Origin of the sequence: Sphingobacterium pedocola, assembly GCF_015209965.1 — a bacterium.
Taxonomy (GTDB): Bacteria; Bacteroidota; Bacteroidia; order Sphingobacteriales; family Sphingobacteriaceae; genus Sphingobacterium; species Sphingobacterium pedocola.
This window is the reverse complement of sequence record NZ_MU158690.1, coordinates 891,904-911,817: the sequence shown is the minus strand read 5'-3', so window position 1 is coordinate 911,817 and position 19,914 is coordinate 891,904. Positions and strand designations below refer to the sequence as shown.

Here is a 19,914-nt window from a genome sequence, read left to right as displayed (position 1 = left end):
GTTATATTTTCAATTTTAAAAAGCTACATCACTGCTTGCATTTTTCCGCGCATTATATTGCTTGCACAGCCTTTAGATCGCATGCCCGCATGTGATAGTTTTGAGCAGCTGGCGAGACGTCCTTATCTGTATTTTAAATTTTAACCTTAGGGTCAATTCAACGGTTGGCTTTACTTGTCTCTCTGATAGCTAGGCGAATATACAGGTTAATTTTTAAAAGCACTATTGAATAACTTAAACTTTACATTTTTGTAGCTAATACGCTACAAATTAAAATTTCCAATCGTTTAAAAACAAAAAAGCCACTTAAAAGTGGCGTGCATTAAAATGGAGCTATACGATGACCCTACTCGGTTATATCGTCCGCGGCTTCGTTGGGATCTTCGGTATCGGGAACCACGTCTTCCTCTGGAGATGGAGAAAAATCTTCGTCGTCTTCGTCCGGTGTTTCCTCTTCCGAGGGCCTCCCATCTGGGTCTACAGTCTCTACCCACTCCATTTGTCGTAGATAATCTTCGTAGGCTAAAATTAGCGCAATAACCAAACCTGGTTTTGAAGTTATTGTCGATATCTTGTCTGTGTTCATATTCAGTTAGCTTATGTATTAACAACATCCGACATCTGCAATTGTTTGTAACAACGATGCGAAATTCTATCGATTTTTAGGAACTTATCGGTGCTATTCTAAAAAGACGCTGCCTTTCAAGTCCTCTTCGGCTATCTCTGCCAGGGCATCATTTATAATTAGCAGTGCGGGTTCTTGTAAGGGAGGTCTCTTACCCGCAATATCCAACTGCATTATATATTCCTTCACATCTGGTATCTTTTGTGGCATCCAGGTAGGGTCATCATCATCTGCAAAATTAACAGACGTTAGAAGCGTGTAACCCTGCCATTCCAGCGAATGCAATACCGCACGCGTAAGCTTAACAAATTTCATCATGCTTATCTATTAAACAACTCCATCTCCTCTTCAAAACTCCATGTAGTCATACCTATCTACCTATTACTAGACAACATTTTAGCTATAATTTTGTTTAAAATTGCTTCATTTACTTCCGTATTTACCGCAAATCAATCGAAATATGTACTATTTTACGCCTTAAATCACCCAAACCATTCGGAAACATAAAAAATAATGTATACTTTAGAGATAAAGTTGCCCCGTTAATTAAATTATGATGATCAGATGAAAAAAATTATTTTTGTCGACAGTACTCAAATAGGCCATCTGACGTTTCAGGCTTATATTCTTGAGCTAGATACGCTAAATGTTGGTTTTGGCATCTATGTAGAGGGCTTAGATCCTCCCCTTGTTCTCTTCGAAAAAGATGCCTTAGATATCGTACGGCTGTCCATTGATGAAAATTTGGTTCAATTCATTGCCCAGAGAAGTACATCTAGCCGAATAGACCGCCTACACAATTTCAGTCGACTAATGGAATTTGTCAAATCGAGCGAAGAGATCGCTTCCAAAATGGTGTTTAAGAAAAAAAAGATGGAATATCTTGCCGATAGCAAACACCTCGTGCGGATGAAAAACATCTATATAAACGCCGGAAAATAACATCCCAAAAAAAGCCATTTTGCCTTCCTAAAAAATATTTAAAAATAAATTTAGCACATAACCTTCTATACAACAGTTATTTTAAATTCGTGTACAGATTACAATAAGCTAAAATTCACTTTTTTAGTTGCTAAAATATTACCTAGTTTTGCCACAAATTATAAGCAGTATGGCAATTAAAACGTTAGGACAATTTATCATTGAAAAACAAGCCGACTTTCCATATGCCAAAGGAGAACTTTCCCGTTTGCTGCGGGATATTGGCATCGCCGCCAAACTGGTCAATCGGGTAGTCAATAAAGCAGGGCTCGCAGACATCCTGGGGCAGCAGGGCGACATCAATGTACAGGGAGAAGTCCAACAAAAACTAGACGTGTATGCCGACACGCAATTTATCAACGCGTTAAAAATGGGCGGGGAATGTTGTTATGTTGCCTCAGAGGAACACGAAGAGGGTGTAGATTTATCTACAAATGTCACCTCACGGGAAGCGAAATACATCGTCTGTATCGATCCGCTCGATGGGTCGTCAAATATCGACTCCAATGTTTCGGTGGGCACCATTTTTTCTATTTACCGACGTCTCTATGCAGACCGTCCTATCCAAAAAGAAGAAATCCTTCAGGTTGGTCGTAAGCAGGTGGCAGCAGGTTACATCATCTACGGGTCGTCTACGATGTTGGTCTATACGACAGGTTGTGGTGTCAATGGATTTACGTTAGACCCCTCCATTGGCGAGTTTTGCCTCTCGCATCCTGACATGAAGATTGCCGCTCAGGGATCCATATACTCCATTAACGAAGGATATTACAGCAAGTTTCCACAGCCTGTAAAGCAATACATAAAATACTGTCAAGAGATTGATTCCGCTACAAACCGACCCTATACTTCGCGTTATATCGGCTCCATGGTAGCAGATATTCACCGCAATTTAATAAAGGGAGGGGTATTCATTTATCCGCAAACTTCCAATCATCCCGAAGGAAAACTGCGTCTGATGTATGAATGTAATCCGATGGCATTCATTGTAGAACAGGCAGGTGGTAAAGCAACTACAGGAAAAATAGCGATACTTGATATCCAGCCCCAATTATTGCATCAACGTGTGCCTATTGTTATTGGCAGTAGCGATATGGTCGAGCAGGTAGAAAGCTTCTATGCCAATCACTAACCGTATCATATCAGTAAAAAATTAATCCGTCATAATTAAAAAAATTCTTTCACCTTAATTTATTTACATTTAATTTATTACGTAAGGGGGGAGAAAAAAAACGAACTTATTTCGATTTGAATGTCCCCCACATTACCTTTCCGCCACTGGCCGTGGCAGGGCCTTCATTTTTTCATTAATATTTAGTTTTCAAAGGCATTCAAGAGCCTCTTCGAGGGTTTTTTGCTTGACCAAAAAAACGAAGCAAAAAAAGTCAAGACTTGGTCAATGTTACGCTAAAAGCTTTGGATTTACTAAACAGCTCCAAGCCGCTTCGCTTTGTGGATCTGTTCTTAACGCAAATCCAAAAGCTTTCTTAACGCTACATCGACCTAGGTCGTCCTTTAAACCCAGCTGAGGCACTAAGTAACAATTAATAACAAAGCACTATCCTTACAATTACTCAAGATGTCGCCTGTGAAGCTTTTGGTAATAGCAATGGGAGGCACTATCCCTACGGCCAAAAGGTTCGAGCGACACGGTTTTGCATCCTTTTGACAAGACAAAAGGATGAGCCAGTCGCGGCTTGAGCGACAAAAAGAAAAATATAGATATTAATGATACAAGCACTGCCTGGTATTAGTGAAGAAATTGTGATTAATTTAATCCTTCCTTTATTATCACTTCCAAAGCATTAGCTAATTCGAAACTTAGATTTTCTTAAAAAAAAAGTAAATCCTGAAGCGGGGAGCAACAGGATTCACAAACCAATTATTAACCTAAATTATGAATTTTTTTAAAAAAAACCAACCACTACTAAAACGTCCAATTTTTACTTTTAGTATGCATGATGTCTATTATTTTTAACAACCTTCTTTACAACAGAACAACTTGACAACAGATGATCAGCATTTGTATATAGGCAAATTACGAATAGTGCTTTTTCTATTGGGCTTTATTCATTTAATTTTTTTTTTCAATGGTATGAATGAGCTCTTTACATTCGGTTCGTTAATCCAACGCATTTTATCTAAGTTTGCAAAAATTATCGTTCGAAAAAACAAGATGGGTTTCAATTGTAATAGAGTAAATTATCCGTTAAAGGACTGGATTAAGCGCAGCTTTATTTTTTCCTTTTGCATCGTATCCATTCTGGCTATTGATATTATGTATCAAGACCAGCCTGCGTTTTGGTGTAACATTCTCATCGCTTTTATCTGCTTTTTTGGTGTCATCGTTTTCAACCTTCTAATTCACATACATTTTGATCTCAAGGATCCGGTCAAATCCCCTGTATATGTCAAATTATTAAGCTTTCTTTCCACGTTGGCCATCTGTTCGCTGACGTTTTACGTAACTACTCGTTTGGGTGTGATTAACATGGAAGAAAAACGGATTTTAAACACGTCCACGTTTGGCTTTATACTACTCATGGTTGTACGAGCTGCCATTCTCAATTTCATTGTACAGCTTTGGCTGTATTTCGTCATGAACGATCATTTTCGCAATCAACTCGAACTCGAACGGTCCAAGCTCGATAAGCTCAATGAGCGTGCAGTCAACCAGATGTTGCGGCAGCAAGTGCAGCCCCATTTTTTGTTCAATGCCCTATCCAGCCTGAAATCCCTGATTAAGAAAGATAGCGCCATGGCCGAATCCTATTTACTACAGCTTTCCGATTACCTTCGCGCTAGTTTTACAACATCCGAAGACGGATTAGCCACCGTAAAGCAGGAAATACAACTGTGCGAAGATTACCTCAACATGCAAAAGATCCGGTTTAACGACGCCATATCCTATGCCATAAATGTGTCTGAATCGGTGCTTAAAGACAGCCTTCCGGTTTTTTCGCTACAACCTTTGGTCGACAATGCCCTTAAGCACAATCAATATACCGTGGAGCACCCCCTTTATATTGAGGTGGTGGATCAAGACGGATGGATTATCGTGCGCAACAACGTCTGCCCGCGCAAAACATCCCATGAAGACAATAACAACTATGGCTTAAATAACCTCAAAGAGCGGTTTAGCTATTATTTGAAAGAAAGCGTGCACATTCATGATCATGGTAACTCATTCGAAGTACATGTTAAAATTATCACGCCATGAACGCCATCATCATAGAAGACGAAGATCTCACTGCAGAAGATCTGCATTGCACCTTGAAACGCCTGGACCCCACCATTGAACTGCTCACGCGCCTGTCCAGTGTCAAAGAATCGATCGCATATTTCAGCACAATGCCAGCCGTAGACCTTATTTTCAGCGACATACAACTGGGGGATGGCGAATCGTTCGAGATCTTCAAAAGCATCACGCCTCCTGCTCCCATCATATTCTGCACGGCGTACAATCATTACATGATGGAAGCCTTCCAGACGTTCGGATTGGATTATATCCTCAAACCCTTTTCGGATGAAAGCATCCAGAAAACCCTGCATAAATACAATTCGTTGAAGCATACGTTCAATAGGGGAACAAACGAGATGTTATCCGAGCTACAACATCAGACAGCAGGAGCCGAACAGCGACGTAAATCCATTATCGTCATGAACGGCGACAAAATCATTCCCGTTCAGTTCAGTGATGTGGTGCTCTGCTACATTGAATTCGACAATGTATTTATCAAGATCAGCTCGGGAAAGGAGTACTTGGTCAATAAATCATTGGATGAAATGGAACAACTGTTAGGGACAGACTTTTTTCGTGTAAACCGACAGCATATCCTAAAAAGGGAAGCCATTGCCTATGCAAATATGGGGCTCAGCCGCAAACTGATGTTGACACTGCATGTGAGCCATCCCATCAAAATTTCGGTCAGTAAAGAAAAAGCCAGTGCCTTTTTACATTGGTTAGAAGGCTGATAAGTCAATCCATTTCACGTCAACCTTTGGACGATTCAGTCTTCGATTTGTCTGCTTCAACTATTTTTTCATTTCGGATCTTTATAATTCTACACATCTTTGAATTAACAACTCAAACACGTAGTACGATGAAGAAATACATTTTAATATTCAAGACCTCGATCCGAACGATATTAGATCGATCCAATCTGATTCAAAAATTATACGCGGTTTCAAACGATGTGAAGTTTGCGACGGTAGATCTTGATGACGAAGATTTCATCTTACGGATAGAAAGCACCCGTCGGAACGAAGACTTCATTTCCCGTTTTCTATCCTTAGAAGGACATCAGGTATCCTTTTTAGCCGCATTTGAAAAAGATGAACAAGGGAGACCGTTGATGAAAGCATCTTATTATTAGTATTTAGTATTAAGTATTGAGTATTAATGCTAGGTATTAATTGCTACACTTGATCTCGACTTACAGAGCGGTTAGTGTATAAGTAATCACTGCTGTATACTTTCCTTTTGCTTTGTTTATTAATGCAGCCGTCTTGATACTGGGGATCGCATAGCGTATCCCATACTTCTTATCTACCTGCGGCACGTTAGACGATATAAGCACCTGAGATTGTGTCGATAGTTCCGCAATCGTATTTACCCCTGTTTCCCCTGTTGCTGGTCCGATCTGGAGGGAAGATACCGGGATAACATTGGGCCCGAACGTGAAATTAGCACTGTTTGCCCTTACGCTCACTTGATAGGGTGTAGTTTTACTCACTGTGATGTGCTCCGCAAGAGTACTGCTCACCCCATTTCGATAATGGTCAGCACTGGTAAACGCCAGATCCACCGCTGCATTACTTAGCTTCAATTCGCCCATATCCGCTACCTGTACGGTCAGGTTATTTGTTGTTGTTTTCGATACGGATGGAGTCGTATCCTTATCTTGCACCTGTAGATCGAATGTGGTACTATATACCCCTTTATTTATAAAATGTTGTTTTAGTGCCGCTGCTCCTATTTTAATCTGTGGAGTCAAACTGGTTTTGTTGCCAACAGGCACTGTAGCGACCGAATAGAACTTCTGTTTCGTCGTGCCCAGGCTAATTGTCGTACCGCCTTGTGGGGCGGTTACCATATACTGCAAAGCTGAAGTTAGCCCATTCGGATCACTAACCCCGGTGGCACCGTTAGAAAATGTAAATTTAGTGCTGGCCGTAGCTAAGGAAAACTGCATCGGCACCGTGTGCAACATACTGATCTGGCCCAATGCGCTGGAGGTATAGCCATTCCGGAAGTGATCGAAGGAATTGACATGTAACAGGATATCTGAAGGGGTAGTATTTGGTGTTAAGATAGCTGGTACGGCCAAGTTCAATAAAGCAGAGGTTGGGTTAACCGATACGCCCAAATTTATCCCCGTTATCCTTAAATGCAATATAGTTTGATAGTCTCCAAGTACCCAGGCATAATTATTTAGGTTATTTATTGCGTACCGCAAGCTAAATGCCCCCGTTGAAAAAAGCCCTATTATCGTTGAAAAAAGATTCTGTTCTGTAGCGCTTAGCATTACGGTTGTATAATCTACACCAGTTCTATTGAGCGTTAAAGACACCCGATTTACCGGTACCACCGCGGTAGAATTGGTACTGCTAAAGTTGGTGCCGGCAGTTCGCGCCTGTAAACCTGGAAGCAACGATACCACCGAATTATATTGAAACCCCGAAGCATTGAAAGATACCTGCCCCGCCCGCAGTGCCGCTTCATTGATCTGAAGTGTCGCATTTTGTGCCCTTACTGCACCCATCAGTGCAACCAGGAGTACCCCCATCACACTCAAGCTTCTATTCCACATAAATATCCTTTTCAGCAACTTTAAGATTGTATCCGGCTCCAGCATCCAGTAAAGATACCAGCAAGTAGTTCCCTTTCGGCATGCCAGCAGGCAACGCTATCTGCATAATCTGTACATCATGCGGCATAATCGCAAACGGTACAGGTTGCAATTTAAATTCTTCCCCACTTTCTTTATTCGTGAGTTCAACACGGATTGTACCGGTTTTATTGACATCGCCGTCGTTTTTATATTGCAGTTGTACCTTAGCCGCTTTCTCATCCTGAGCCGAAATAAACGTCAACTGTTCGTATTCTATTTCACCTTTTTGCGCGGCGGCTGGATTGTAAAAAAGCTGTACACCGAATTCGTATGCAATCTTTATGCCGATAGCCGATTCGTTCGTTGCAGACTCCTGCGGATTGGTTTGCGTTAAAAACACCATACTGTTTGAAGCAACATGCCCCACCCCTTCAGCCGGAATCTCCATATAGATTGTAACCAGCTTCCGTTCACCGGGTTTGATGACAAATGAATTCTCAGCGACACGGATCCAAGCGCTATTCGAATTTGGCAATGTACCTGCATCCGCATGTACCTTATTTCCGGAGATCTCCCTTTTCCAATCTTTAATACTAACTAAGAATTCGTAAGGCATTTTCCCCGAATTGGTTATCGTGAGTGTTTCGGATATCGTTTCTCCGGGATTACCCGACAACGTTATAACCGAAGGCGATACCGATATATCCTGCGCATACGACGAACCCACTGTGAGTATGAACAGCGAAAGTACACGAAGAGCACGTAGCGAAAATAACATTTTCAAGTTCATGGGTTAGAAAATAACATTTATCTGAAATACAAAAGTTGATGCAAAATGTTTGCATCAACTTTACTTACCGTATGATTACTGGGCAGAAACAGTATACGTCAATACGACGTTGTATTTTTCTTTATCCGCCTCGATCAAGGTTTGATTTGGTGCGATCTCGTATTTAAAGTCATAACCTTGATCTAATGTAGCTACGCTTTGTGAAACAATTAACTGATCGAGTGTAGTCGGAGTAATTACGTCTCCAAATGCATTCGCTCCTGTTTTCGATGCAGAAACTTTCAAGATATCCAAAGGCAAGGTGGCTGAGCTTGTAGTCGATACGAAAGTTGGTGTCTGCGCTTTTAAGTTTACGACATAAGACTTTGTACTCAACACACGTACTTGATCTGCTATTGTCTGTGTCTGCGTCGTATTGTATTTGTTCACATTATCGAAGAGAAAATCTACGGCGTTTGCTCCTGCTGCTGTACCACCGTCGCCAATACCACCAGCACTTAATACATCTTTTAATTCTACACTCACCGTTACATCCCTTGATTGTGCGTTTGCCAAATCAGTTGTAGATACCAATGCGGCTACTACAGCCACCAAAATTAACATGTTGTTTTTCATTTTTTTGAGTTTTTATTTTTTATATTTTGTCTTCTAATTAACTGCTGCAAAATTGCATACGATTACTTGTCTTTTAAAATTTTGCCCATCACATGTTGATGTGGGATCGCAATTTATTTTTAAAATTTTTTCACCTCCACTTTCCGCCGTTGATCCCTGGACTCAAACGTGAGGTGCGCATCAGTGCCTTTATGAAGGACAATCGACTTTTCATTGTCGATCACCCTTAATGGCAAAGCAACATCATCAATAGATACCGTGTATTCGGTCTCGGGCAAGAATAGATTGAACCTACCGTTTTCGTTTGTCATGGTCTTATACACCATACCGTGCGCGTCTTTCGCATATACGCGAATCCCTGCGAGCGAACCAAACGCTTCCGTATAAGCCTCCTTAATTGTACGCAACTCGCCACTCAACCGTACCGTTTTGACCAAGGGCATCATGATCTTTACATCCTTTGTTACCCCTATCTCCGAGGGTGCTAGGGGCGAAGTATTCCAACCATTCATATTCGCAATGACAGGCGCATACACCTTATCAGTAGGGGCGGTAAAGGTTACCATACCTTTGTCATTAGTAATCGCGGCCAATCCATTGATCTTAACCAAGATACCCGATACCAGCTGCTCACCCTTATCCTGTATCCCGTTGTTATTCAAGTCTTCAAAATAGATTAGGGTCAGTTTTTTCTCCCGTCCATTCGCTTGCGCGCCAATTTTCTTTTCGACCCCTATTTTGATCTGCCGCGTCGTATAAAGTGACGGATCCCTATAATCGATATTCGGCTCCAGATTATTAAGCCCTGTTTCCGGATTATACTGACGTAAATTTTGGAATCTGTTCACGCCGAAATACAGTTCTGTCGAAATCGCCCAATCATTTTTCAGATTCCACCGTGCGTGTGCATTCCCAATATAGTTCTGGTTTTTTGAATACCCATAGTAATAGTACATGGCCGAGGCGGTGACACTCAATCGGTTGTCGAGTGCAGCAAAGGATATATTAGGCCCTATGGATAGCACATCGTAATCCCTACTCGTACCATTGGCGAGCGCATCCGAGATATAAAATGGGTTGTGTTGATAAAAGGCATTTACACCCCATATGTTATTCCGGTAGCTCGCATTCACCCGTGTCGAGAAATAGGGAGCCGGAGGCCGTTGTGATGTATTCTCAGACGTATATCCGTTGTCCATTGACAAAGCAATACTATGCTTGCTGGTGTTGTAATTTAGTGCTGTTTTAATCCGATACGAGCTAGACGTCCACGAAGAGTCTACCACCGAACCGCTGTTTAGGGACATGTCCTGTTTAAAATAGTACGGAGACAACGTCATATTCCAGTTGTTTCCCATAGCCGTTTGATAACCAAGCTGGATCGTTTGTTGCGTATACCGATTAATCTGCGCAGCCCACTCATTCCATTGCTCCGAAACATATCGGGCCTGAGAACGGGAGTAATTGACCTGTGCATTTAACGACTGCCTCGCCCCCAAGGGCAAAGCCAGTGAATTGTCCGATTGCATCAGCCCCCTTCTGAGCCCTGCGTAATAAGGTGAACTGTAATAGTGATACGAACGTAGCGATAGCGAGGGCGACTCGAACTGATACGCGCTACCTACAGCAAAACCTGCATAATTATCTTTCAAGTTTCCTTGGTCGATAGTCTGTGTGCTAAGCCCACCCTCCGCGATCAAACTATTTCGCTCATCGGCAAATAATTTTTGTTTTCCAGAAGCCAGGTAGCTATCGCTGTTTAGGCTCTTATCGTTGTTGTACAGTAAGACCACACGCGAGTTCTCTTTATCAGGTATACCGTCCACATATTCCGTGGCAAGCGTATAGCCATTGCGTTTGTTCAGCGTCTCATTCGATGCTAAAGTATAATTGTTGTCTACACCATATAGTGTGATGCGTTTATTTCCCGGAAAGAAAAGCGATCCTTTGATTCCCTTTCCATTCACATTGTAATCCAGGTTACCGTAGATACTTCCTACATGTACGCCCCATTGTTCCCCTTTATAATACGCATACGTATCATTTAAAAGATAAGATTTGCGTCGGGGATAATAATTGAAATTCAAATTATAACCGACCTCTTCCTGATTGTTCAGCGTATATTTGCCCGTTCCCAAGAGCTGTACCGCATTGAAATTATTTCCGTTCACATAATTCATTACAAGCGTATTCGGCCTATTTTTAAAATAAATATCCTGTTGGTTTAAGACCAGGTTCCTACTATTGCTGAGTGCCATTACCCTGACCTTTTTCACGGCCAGCTGTTTCCCCAACGGGTCTATGGCGCGAATCGTCACGGCAAAATCGGCGTTATTGCGGCTTTTACCCGTGTAAACCGCTTTAATCCTGATCAATCGCTGTTCATCTGGCGCCACTGTGATCGTATCCTGCGACGGGACAAAGTTCAATCCTTCCGGCGTTTCATAAAATTCAAGCCGAAATACCGACGCGATAAGACTGTTGTTAAATACACGGATAGGAAGATCAACCTGTGTGCTATGCGGATCCAGGTATACTTCTGCCTGTTCCACATCCAGAAATAAACCTTGCGCATCGATTAAATGGGTCGTAAAACTGGCTGAAACAACTGGCCATGTCATATCCGAATTGATCGAAGCTGTTATTTGTACCGCAAAATTCTGTATGTTTTTGGAAATTAATTGCTTATCAGCAAGAAACTTTACCGGGTATACGCGTTTTCCGTAGGCCTCTACCGTACCTGTTTGCGGCAAGGCCAATAAAGCAGCACCGGCGAACTGGTGTAAGACATCAAAGTTTAGTACTTTATCGGTCTTATTTTCGATTACCAATTGGTTGGAAAACGTGTTGCCCGACTGAATATCAATCGTATCTCTCAGGAAATAAGCATGCACGGATGCTTCCTGCGCCTGGACTACTGGTGATAACCCAATTAAAAAGCAAAGCCCCAGCACTCCAACCAGTGCAGCGCATTTCTTAATTAATTTTAAACCGGGTATCACCATTCTTTACATCGGGTCTTGATTTTCAGACCGATGCAAAAGTCATCATTAGCACTTGACTTCTGAAATTTCCGCCATCACATAAAGATGTGGCGTCATTAAAATTTGACAATAGCCAGTAATTCCCCTTTGCTGTTTATATTCAGCTTACGGTATATTTTTTTGATGTGTTCACGGACGGTATCAAGCGATATTCCATAATGGTGTGCGATCAACTTATAACTCATGCCATCGACGATCCCTCGTACGATACTTTGTTCCCGCTCTGTCAAGTGGCTTACTGTACGCTCCTTTTCCTGCATTTCTGTAAAGAAGGAGCGTGCCAATATCGGACTCACATAGGATCCACCCGCAATGACCTGTTTGATAATAAAAACCAGTTCTTGCTGGTTTGTCCCTTTCTTTACATAACCCAGTGCGCCAGCAGAGATGCTTTTACGTAGAGATGTAAGATCTTCCCGATCCGTCAGCATGATGATTACACAATCGGGAAAAAGTCTTTTTAGTATGGGAATACCTGTAATGCCGTCGATATGCGGCATATTGATATCAAGGAGAATCGCATCGGGATTGCTGTGCTCATGTGAGTGAACATCGACCAATGAAGACAATTCAAGGACAATATCGAATTCCGTATCCGAGTAGGTCGTTAACAAAACCCGTAATACATTGCGTACAATATCATTGTCATCAATTATGCCTATCCTTACCGTATCCATAACCCCAACCTCCTTTCGGAGATACTCCAGCAATCCAAAAATTACTGGAGGCACTCCAGTTTTTCATAAGTAGTTATGATTATAACAACACGTGCATCAGATTGTTTTCTAAGATGTTGTTTACGCCGCACAGCTCGGCAGCGTCGTAGCCAAGTAGATTATCCAGCTCTATAACAAAAAAAATCCTGAAACGGCTGTGTTTTCAGGATTCACTATTTAAAATTCTACCTAGCTTCTTATAGTATCATTTCCTCGGCATTATCCAACTGTTCGTAGATCGAATTTTTCGAGACGTACTCCGGCACAATGTCCTTCATCATCGACACCAGAGCCATGCGATCGATGGCTTCTGAACAGGTAAGTGTACATAACTGCTCAATTTTGTATTTCTTCACGTCTACATCCTCCGTATTCACCTTTGCAATCATGATCTTCTCGTGATGCGTTTTCTGGGTATTTTCATCATTCGCCAACAATTCCTCATAGGTCTTTTCTCCGGGGCGTAATCCGGTGATCTCAATATTGATATCTTCCGGATAACGGTATCCCTTCAGTCGGATCATCCGCTTCGCCAGGTCCATGATTTTAATGGGTTGCCCCATATCAAATACAAATATTTCACCCCCATCGCCCATCACTGCAGCTTCCTGTACCAGTTGGCAGGCTTCGGGAATCGTCATAAAATAACGCGTAATATCCGGATGCGTTACCGTGAGCGGTCCGCCTTTTTTCAGTTGCTTCTCAAAAAGCGGGATCACAGAGCCATTGGAGCCGAGTACATTTCCAAAACGGGTGACGATGAAATTAGTTGTACTTTGTCTGTTCAGTGCCGAGACATAAATCTCCGCAATGCGTTTCGTCGCGCCCATTACGTTTGTGGGGTTCACGGCCTTGTCGGTGGATACCATAACGAATTTTTCAGCACCAAACTGTACGGCCAGATCGGCAATATTCTTCGTACCGCACACATTCGTTCGGATGGCCTCATAGGGGTTTTTCTCCATCAGGGGCACATGCTTATATGCCGCCGCATGGAAGACCAGCTGTGGTCTATATTTTTCAAACACCTGCTGCATAAATACCCGGTCGCGTACGTTGCCCACCACATAAGAAGAGGTTTTCGGAGCAATCTGCACTATTTCTTGCTGCATGTCGTAGAGCGCAGATTCGGCCTGATCCAATAAGATAATGCGCTTGCAGTCGCTATAGGCGATCTGCCGCGCCAGTTCAGATCCGATTGAACCTGCCGCGCCCGTTACCAGAATGACTTTCCCCTGTAAGGACGCTTTTACAATGAGGTTATCCAGCTTAATCGACTCCCGACCCAATAGATCGGTAATCTGCAGCGTACGCATCTGCCGTGCGGCAGCCTCCCCCTGCAGCAATTTTGCCGTAGAGGGCATGATCATAATCTTCGTCGGCAGCGGCTCCAATATCGAAGATATACGCTTTAAACGTTCTTTATTACTGTCATCCAAGGCAATAATAAATTTATCCACGCGTAAATCTTCCACATATTGCTTCGTAACGTTGGCAATGTCTTTAATATGAAAGCCGTTAATACGCTTTCCGATCCGGCTCGGGTTGTCGTCCACGACGGCTACTACCTTATACTTGTTTCGCGTATCATTCTGTAGGATGTTATACGTTATCGTGCCCATATTTCCGGCACCGGCAATAACGACCCTGCTCACTGTACGCTCGTTCCAAAAAATACGTTCGTAAATAGTCCGGTAGAATATACGTGCCGCCACCATAGCTACGATAGTTAGGATAGCGTGGATAAACAACACACCGTATGACATCCGCAAAAAATCGCCCACGGGGGTTCCTCGATCAAAAAAATAACGAATGATAAAAGACTCGGCAAATAATACCAGCATTGCTACGCCTACCGCCGTCATAATGTATTGTGCATCCCGAATTCCCGACTGTCGGATTATTCCTTTGTACGTTTTAAAATATAAAAAGCATACACAATAGATCAGGGTAACCACTGCCGACTTTTTAACCATCAGCAGCAGGTCAAATCGTCCTTTAAAACTATTGATGATGAAATTAGCGAGAATATAACAGCCCCACACGATCACCAAATCAATTAATAAAACTACCCACCTCGGATTGTCCTTACGCAACCGTTTAAAAATATGTGCTATTTCCATTAATACCTATATATACCCTCAAATGTTACCCTAGCGTAACTTAGTTTTTCACAACTTCAAAGCTTATAACAAAAAGCACACCAATATTCGGCAGAATTTATTTTTTAAGCCTACGTATAAAAAACAGAAATGAAATATGCGTAAAAATACGCAAAAGCCACGGTATTCGTCATGAAATTCATTTTTTTTTGAATGAAGAGGGGTGGTTTTTTCTTGCAAAAAGAAAAGTTAATTTTTTGTTATGGAAAAAGAAGGTTTATTTTAATCACAATTTCTTTGCTAATACCAGGCAGTGCTTGTATCATTAATATCTATATTTTTCTTTTTGTCGCTCAAGCCGCGACCGGCTCATCCTTTTGTCTTGTCAAAAGGATGCAAAACCGTGTCGCTCGAACCTTTTGGCCGTAGGGATAGTGCCTCCCATTGCTATTACCAAAAGCTTCACAGGCGACATCTTGAGTAATTGTAAGGATAGTGCTTTGTTATTAATTGTTACTTAGTGCTTCAGCTGGAGTTAAAAGGACGACCTTGGTCGATGTAGCGTTAAGAAAGCTTTTGGATTTGCGTTAAAAACAGATCCCCGAAGTGAAGCGGCTTGGAGCTGTTTAGTAAATCCAAAAGCTTTTAGCGTAACATTGACCCAGTCTTGAATCTTTGCTTCTTTCTTTTCAAGAAGAAAGAAGAAGCCCTGCCACGGCCAGTGGCGGAAAGGTAATGTGGGGGACATTCAAATTGATTAAAAAAAAGGCTCTTTTTCTTTAAACAAATTAGCAATAAAAAAGGAGACAACACCTTGCCTCCTCCTATATTACTTAATTACGCTAAACCCTTATTTCTTCTTTTTACCAAAGAGTTGCTTACGTAAGCGTTCGCGTAACGAAACAGGAGCGGCATCACCATAACCATAACCGTACCCATACCCGTAGCCATAACCACGAGCAAAGTCGACATCGTTAATCACAACCGCCATATTCTTTAGCTTACCTTCTTCATACAATTCTTTCGGCACGTTAAGGAGGCGTTTATCCAAGTAGTTTGCACGCGCTACGTAGATCGTCAGATCCGCATTATCGGCAATCAAGAGCGTATCCGTTACCAAACTCACCGGAGCCGTATCTACGATCACATAATCATAGTGCTCCCGACCGTAGTTGATTACATCATCAAAATGCCCGTTCATCAGAAGCTCCGCCGGATTCGGTGCAATATAGCCCGAATAGATGATATCAAACTGATAGGGTGCCGGGCGTTTTATAATAATATTATCAATATCCATATCCGGATTAATCAGGAACTGTGTAATCCCGATATTCGTATGTTGCAGATGCGAAAGGCCGAGGTAATCCAATACTTTTGGCGAGCGGATATCCGCACCGATTAAGAGCACTTTTTTCCCCGACATGGATAAGATCCGCGAGAGGTTTGTCGATACAAACGATTTTCCTTCACCAGAGGTAGTAGAGGTCACAAAGATGACCGCCGAGTCCTTCTTAACGCCGAGCATAAAGGCAAGGTTAGTACGTAGTATCCGGAAAGCCTCTGCAAGCGATGAGCGGTCGTTATCCTGAATAATGGGATCATCGGAAGTTGGCACCTCACCCAAAATTGGGGCTCCAAACTTCTCTTCAATATCTTTACGTGAGTGGATTTTGTTATCCAATAAGAATTTAATATATAGAAACGCAAAAGGAATCAGGAATCCCATAATCAGTGCGCCTAACATAATAATGGATTTCTTCGGTGCTACGGGAATATCTGAACCGTACGCTTCATCAATTACCTTCATAATGGCAGGCGTGGCCGAAGCTTGGATTTCCGTCTCTTCGCGCTTCTGCAATAAGAAGAGATACAAAGATTCCACAATCTGTTGTTGACGGGAAATGTCCTTAAAGCCCCGCTCCTGGTTTGGCAATTGATTGAGTTTGCTCTGGAATTTATTACGCTGACCTTGTAACGCAGAGACGTTGCTTTGTAGTACTTGTTTGTAGTTATTCAAGGAAGTCTGCAGCGAGCGTCTGATCTCCTCTACATTTTTACTCAAATTCTGCACCACGGGATTATCCGGCGTCGCCGATTTTAACAGGTCATCCCGCTCCAAGACCAGTTCGTTGTATGAACGGATAGATGCTTCAATCGAAGGGTCATTTAATCCCAGGTTAGAGGGAAGGAGTGTTGTACCCTCACCTTGCGTAGCCGAGCCCATCAGTTCGGCAAGCCGCAGTTGCGTTTGGTACTCCACGAGCTTGCGCTCATTCTCTGATGCAGATTGCATATAGAGCTGTGCCTCGGACGTCATGTCCACGAGGTTGTTGTTATCCTTATAATCCGCTACCTTCGAATCGGCTGAGGCCAAATCCTTCGAAATTAACTCTAAACGGGAGTTAATAAAATCCGACGTCGCCCTAGTGAGACGGGTTTTATCTTCGGTCACATCGTTATTATAGGTATCAATCAGGGAATTTAGAATCAACTCCGCTTTATTTTTGTTGGCATGGTTCAGGGCAAAATTCACCACATAGGAGGTCTTCTCCTTATTCGGCGTGATCTGTACGCCCTGCAATAAATCGTCTACCGCTTTGTTTATCGGATTATAGGAAACAACCAATTCTCCTTCGAATTGCTTGCCATTCTGCGGCACTAGCATCATAGCACCAAGAGGTGAGGTAATCTTTTGGCCTAAAATATACGATCTTGTCCCATCTTCCTCATCTATTATTTTAAACGATTTACCATTGGATTTTACGGTGAAACTATAAGAAACCGAATCCAATCGAGGTAAATTTGGTTCCAACAACACCAATTTTAGCGGTGATTCTGACTCCAATGCTTCGGAGGATTTGACATTACCTTTATGGTAATAACCTATATTTAGTCGGTTTTGTTCCACCACCTTACGGAGAATGCGACGGGATTTAATCACATCAATTTGATCCGATACAAACGCTGAACCGCCCACTCCGCCTGTGGCAAGCGTCGCCAACTCGCCCAAACCGGCTAGCTCGCCAGATGCCTTATTCTCGTCCTGTAAGAGGATTTTGGCGGAAATGCTAAAAATGCGTTCCGCATAGCGCAGGTAGATAAATGCGGCTACAAGGCATATAAAAACCGATACGACAAACCATTTCCAGTAGAAAGCATATTGTTCAAAAAGCTGCTTGAGATTGATTTCTTGCTCTTCAGCCTTTACATTTTGATTCTTTTCCATCATATTATTCAATTCGCCTATCTACGGGTCAATACTGCTATTACGGAAATAATTACCCCGGCGATAGATACGAATACAGATGTATTCTGCGTATATCTAGAAGATTGGATACGCGCTCCGTTGGGCTCCACATAAATCACATCGTTCTGTGCAAGGTAATACACCGGAGAATTCAACGCATCGCGTTGGGTCAAATCTAACCGATATTCCTGTTTAACGCCGTTTTGTTCCCTAATCACGAGAACATTCTTTCGCACGCCATTGATGGTCAAGTCGCCTGCTAATCCCAATGCCTCCAATACGGTTATCCGATCGTTGTCAATCGTGTACGTTCCCGGTGTACGAACCTCACCCAATACGGTAACCCGAAAATTGCGAATATTGATATTCACACCGGGATCTACGATATACTTGCTAATCTCTTGGCGCAAATAGTCAATAGCCTCCGTCCGTGTTCTACCTGCTAATTTCATCTTTCCCAATTTTGGAAAATCAATATAACCATTGTTATCTATGGTATACGTAGGTAGGAAGGGATTGGTACTTTGGATCGTACCCTGAGCGCTATACGCATTTATCTGATTAAAAGGCTGTGTGGCCCGTATATCGTCTGCCGTAACCGAAATGGTCAAGATATCCCCCGCCTGCAATTTGGGTGCATTCAGTTCATAACTGGTATGTAAAGCTGTTGAATCGGGTTGGAAATAAACCAAATCCTTCCTGCTCGCGCAGGAATTCATGAGCAGTATTCCGACTACGAAAAGCGCCAAAAAGGCATTGCGTAAATATTGAGGCATATATAACAAATTAAGTTCTCCGGTGAGCAGTACAAAAATCTCTCCAAAAAAAATTTAGTTCAATCAATGGCAAAAATACCGTTTTGAATCGAAAATAATAACGTTTTTCAAATAAAAATGAAAACATAGTGGCAACCTTGCAGTAATTCTTAAGAGAAACCCGAAAACCGACATCGGAGATCAGACATTTCGATCAGATTTGTCTGGCTCCCGCTTCCGGTTATCCGTTTCCTGATTTCCAATTTCTAATCACTAGTCACTAGCCTTTAGTCACTAACTCTATTTACAAAGAAATCTACTGGCCAGGTATAATCATCATTTTTGGCATTCTCAATTCCATAATCTGCAAAAACCAACAGCTCCGACCCCTCTTCCAAGGCCTGAAATGCTGTACCATATCCTACCGGTACATGCAATACACTTTGGTCCGTTCCTTTTATGACTTCTCTCTCAATAATTAAATCAACCGAAGGTCTTTCCCAATTATCAATCTGTACCAGATCCACCGAGAATGATCCCGATAACACATAAAACCATCTTTGCTCAATGCGATGCGCCCGCCATCCCCGCACTGTTTCCAGATCTGCATTCTTTATAATGTAAAACCGCTTGACCAGCGACATATCAAAATCATTGACAAAACGAATAGAACCTCGATGGTCTGTGGCTATGCCTCCTTGTATTTTCTTAATCATATTACTTTTTTAAAGGGAATCCGGAACCTGAGACCGGGAATCCGACGGTAGAAATCCGGAATCGGTAATCTGAGACCAGAACCACTTCCCCCCGGTTCCTATTTCGTTTTCCTATATCTAATCAAGCCGTTTAACAATTTTCCAACTTTCTGTAATAGTCCATCTAGCTCATCAAACTCAGTTTTCGTCAAATAGTTTAAACCGTTCGCTATAAGTACCTGTGTTTCCAGTTCTGCATGGCTACCCAAGGAAACATATAAGAACTGTATATATTCGGCATTTCCTTTTCTTGCTGACCCCTCCGCGATATTACTAGGTATGGATACAGCACTTCTTCTTATCTGATTGGTTATACCAAACTGCTCTTTAGATGGAAACTTCTCCGTAAGCTTATAAACCAACAGCACTAATTCCATGCTTAACTTCCAAACATCAAGATCTTTATGTGTATAATTCTGTTCATCCATTTCGTATACAAGTTTATTCAAC

General features: G+C 42.2%; 18 protein-coding genes. 5 read left to right on the top strand and 13 right to left on the bottom strand.

The features are described 5' to 3' along the window. Positions 1-346: 346 nt before the first annotated feature. Positions 347-586 (bottom strand): hypothetical protein, encoded by a 240-nt coding sequence (locus C4F40_RS13950; RefSeq protein WP_196939993.1) that lies wholly within the window; start codon positions 584-586, stop codon positions 347-349. A gap of 93 nt (positions 587-679) precedes the next feature. Further along, the gene (locus tag C4F40_RS13945) at positions 680-943 is read right to left on the bottom strand and encodes a hypothetical protein (protein ID WP_196939992.1); all 264 of its coding nucleotides are present in this window, start codon (positions 941-943) and stop codon (positions 680-682) included. 246 nt (positions 944-1,189) lie between these two features. Here C4F40_RS13945 and C4F40_RS13940 point away from each other — a divergent pair, with 246 nt between their 5' ends. The 5 genes from C4F40_RS13940 (at position 1,190) to C4F40_RS13920 (ending at position 5,982) form a co-directional block, all read left to right on the top strand. Continuing rightward, positions 1,190-1,567, top strand: coding sequence for a hypothetical protein (locus C4F40_RS13940; RefSeq protein ID WP_196939991.1), 378 nt, complete (start codon positions 1,190-1,192; stop codon positions 1,565-1,567). A 169-nt stretch (positions 1,568-1,736) separates the two neighbouring features. Beyond that, positions 1,737-2,738: a class 1 fructose-bisphosphatase gene (gene fbp / locus C4F40_RS13935; RefSeq protein WP_196939990.1), complete on the top strand. Its 1,002-nt coding sequence runs from the start codon at positions 1,737-1,739 to the stop codon at positions 2,736-2,738. 963 nt (positions 2,739-3,701) lie between these two features. Beyond that, positions 3,702-4,826, top strand: coding sequence for a sensor histidine kinase (locus C4F40_RS13930; RefSeq protein WP_196939989.1), 1,125 nt, complete (start codon positions 3,702-3,704; stop codon positions 4,824-4,826). Next, entirely contained in the window at positions 4,823-5,581 is a 759-nt protein-coding gene (locus C4F40_RS13925; protein ID WP_196939988.1) for a LytR/AlgR family response regulator transcription factor, read from the top strand. Before C4F40_RS13930 ends, C4F40_RS13925 begins: the two co-directional genes overlap by 4 nt. Positions 5,582-5,709: 128 nt before the next feature. Further along, positions 5,710-5,982 (top strand): hypothetical protein, encoded by a 273-nt coding sequence (locus C4F40_RS13920; RefSeq protein ID WP_196939987.1) that lies wholly within the window; start codon positions 5,710-5,712, stop codon positions 5,980-5,982. 60 nt (positions 5,983-6,042) lie between these two features. Here the strand turns inward: C4F40_RS13920 and C4F40_RS13915 are convergent, their stop codons facing one another. The 11 genes from C4F40_RS13915 to C4F40_RS13865 all read right to left on the bottom strand — a co-directional run bounded on the left by C4F40_RS13915 (position 6,043) and on the right by C4F40_RS13865 (position 19,892). After that, positions 6,043-7,419: a hypothetical protein gene (locus C4F40_RS13915; protein WP_196939986.1), complete on the bottom strand. Its 1,377-nt coding sequence runs from the start codon at positions 7,417-7,419 to the stop codon at positions 6,043-6,045. Next, positions 7,409-8,230 carry a fimbrial biogenesis chaperone gene (locus C4F40_RS13910; RefSeq protein WP_196939985.1) on the bottom strand — a complete coding sequence of 274 codons (822 nt, stop codon included), beginning with the start codon at positions 8,228-8,230 and terminating at the stop codon, positions 7,409-7,411. Before C4F40_RS13910 ends, C4F40_RS13915 begins: the two co-directional genes overlap by 11 nt. A 75-nt stretch (positions 8,231-8,305) precedes the next feature. Further along, complete coding sequence (locus C4F40_RS13905) at positions 8,306-8,845, bottom strand: hypothetical protein (RefSeq protein ID WP_196939984.1); 540 nt, start codon at positions 8,843-8,845, stop codon at positions 8,306-8,308. 119 nt (positions 8,846-8,964) lie between these two features. Then, positions 8,965-11,850 (bottom strand): hypothetical protein, encoded by a 2,886-nt coding sequence (locus C4F40_RS13900; protein ID WP_196939983.1) that lies wholly within the window; start codon positions 11,848-11,850, stop codon positions 8,965-8,967. Positions 11,851-11,945: 95 nt separating this feature from the next. Next, a complete protein-coding gene (locus tag C4F40_RS13895) occupies positions 11,946-12,620 on the bottom strand; it encodes a response regulator (protein WP_196939982.1) in 675 nt (224 codons plus the stop codon). Between the two features lie 182 nt (positions 12,621-12,802). Then, positions 12,803-14,728, bottom strand: coding sequence for a polysaccharide biosynthesis protein (locus C4F40_RS13890; protein WP_196939981.1), 1,926 nt, complete (start codon positions 14,726-14,728; stop codon positions 12,803-12,805). A gap of 514 nt (positions 14,729-15,242) precedes the next feature. Continuing rightward, the gene (locus C4F40_RS13885) at positions 15,243-15,455 is read right to left on the bottom strand and encodes a hypothetical protein (RefSeq protein ID WP_196939980.1); all 213 of its coding nucleotides are present in this window, start codon (positions 15,453-15,455) and stop codon (positions 15,243-15,245) included. A gap of 102 nt (positions 15,456-15,557) precedes the next feature. Beyond that, positions 15,558-17,936 (bottom strand): GumC family protein, encoded by a 2,379-nt coding sequence (locus tag C4F40_RS13880; RefSeq protein WP_196939979.1) that lies wholly within the window; start codon positions 17,934-17,936, stop codon positions 15,558-15,560. 14 nt (positions 17,937-17,950) lie between these two features. After that, complete coding sequence (locus C4F40_RS13875) at positions 17,951-18,730, bottom strand: polysaccharide biosynthesis/export family protein (protein ID WP_196939978.1); 780 nt, start codon at positions 18,728-18,730, stop codon at positions 17,951-17,953. Between the two features lie 266 nt (positions 18,731-18,996). Next, positions 18,997-19,425 (bottom strand): WxcM-like domain-containing protein, encoded by a 429-nt coding sequence (locus tag C4F40_RS13870; RefSeq protein ID WP_196939977.1) that lies wholly within the window; start codon positions 19,423-19,425, stop codon positions 18,997-18,999. A gap of 98 nt (positions 19,426-19,523) precedes the next feature. Beyond that, positions 19,524-19,892, bottom strand: coding sequence for a four helix bundle protein (locus tag C4F40_RS13865; protein ID WP_196939976.1), 369 nt, complete (start codon positions 19,890-19,892; stop codon positions 19,524-19,526). Between the last annotated feature and the right edge of the window lie 22 nt (positions 19,893-19,914).

What these genes read in the sequence shown, in the direction of transcription:
- C4F40_RS13950 (WP_196939993.1), bottom strand. Translation starts at nt 586, where the DNA reads ATGAACACAGACAAGATATCGACAATAACTTCAAAACCAGGTTTGGTT.
- C4F40_RS13945 (WP_196939992.1), bottom strand. Translation starts at nt 943, where the DNA reads ATGATGAAATTTGTTAAGCTTACGCGTGCGGTATTGCATTCGCTGGAA.
- C4F40_RS13940 (WP_196939991.1), top strand. Translation starts at nt 1,190, where the DNA reads ATGAAAAAAATTATTTTTGTCGACAGTACTCAAATAGGCCATCTGACG.
- fbp (WP_196939990.1), top strand. Translation starts at nt 1,737, where the DNA reads ATGGCAATTAAAACGTTAGGACAATTTATCATTGAAAAACAAGCCGAC.
- C4F40_RS13930 (WP_196939989.1), top strand. Translation starts at nt 3,702, where the DNA reads ATGAATGAGCTCTTTACATTCGGTTCGTTAATCCAACGCATTTTATCT.
- C4F40_RS13925 (WP_196939988.1), top strand. Translation starts at nt 4,823, where the DNA reads ATGAACGCCATCATCATAGAAGACGAAGATCTCACTGCAGAAGATCTG.
- C4F40_RS13920 (WP_196939987.1), top strand. Translation starts at nt 5,710, where the DNA reads ATGAAGAAATACATTTTAATATTCAAGACCTCGATCCGAACGATATTA.
- C4F40_RS13915 (WP_196939986.1), bottom strand. Translation starts at nt 7,419, where the DNA reads ATGTGGAATAGAAGCTTGAGTGTGATGGGGGTACTCCTGGTTGCACTG.
- C4F40_RS13910 (WP_196939985.1), bottom strand. Translation starts at nt 8,230, where the DNA reads ATGAACTTGAAAATGTTATTTTCGCTACGTGCTCTTCGTGTACTTTCG.
- C4F40_RS13905 (WP_196939984.1), bottom strand. Translation starts at nt 8,845, where the DNA reads ATGAAAAACAACATGTTAATTTTGGTGGCTGTAGTAGCCGCATTGGTA.
- C4F40_RS13900 (WP_196939983.1), bottom strand. Translation starts at nt 11,850, where the DNA reads ATGGTGATACCCGGTTTAAAATTAATTAAGAAATGCGCTGCACTGGTT.
- C4F40_RS13890 (WP_196939981.1), bottom strand. Translation starts at nt 14,728, where the DNA reads ATGGAAATAGCACATATTTTTAAACGGTTGCGTAAGGACAATCCGAGG.
- C4F40_RS13885 (WP_196939980.1), bottom strand. Translation starts at nt 15,455, where the DNA reads ATGTCCCCCACATTACCTTTCCGCCACTGGCCGTGGCAGGGCTTCTTC.
- C4F40_RS13880 (WP_196939979.1), bottom strand. Translation starts at nt 17,936, where the DNA reads ATGATGGAAAAGAATCAAAATGTAAAGGCTGAAGAGCAAGAAATCAAT.
- C4F40_RS13875 (WP_196939978.1), bottom strand. Translation starts at nt 18,730, where the DNA reads ATGCCTCAATATTTACGCAATGCCTTTTTGGCGCTTTTCGTAGTCGGA.
- C4F40_RS13870 (WP_196939977.1), bottom strand. Translation starts at nt 19,425, where the DNA reads ATGATTAAGAAAATACAAGGAGGCATAGCCACAGACCATCGAGGTTCT.
- C4F40_RS13865 (WP_196939976.1), bottom strand. Translation starts at nt 19,892, where the DNA reads ATGGATGAACAGAATTATACACATAAAGATCTTGATGTTTGGAAGTTA.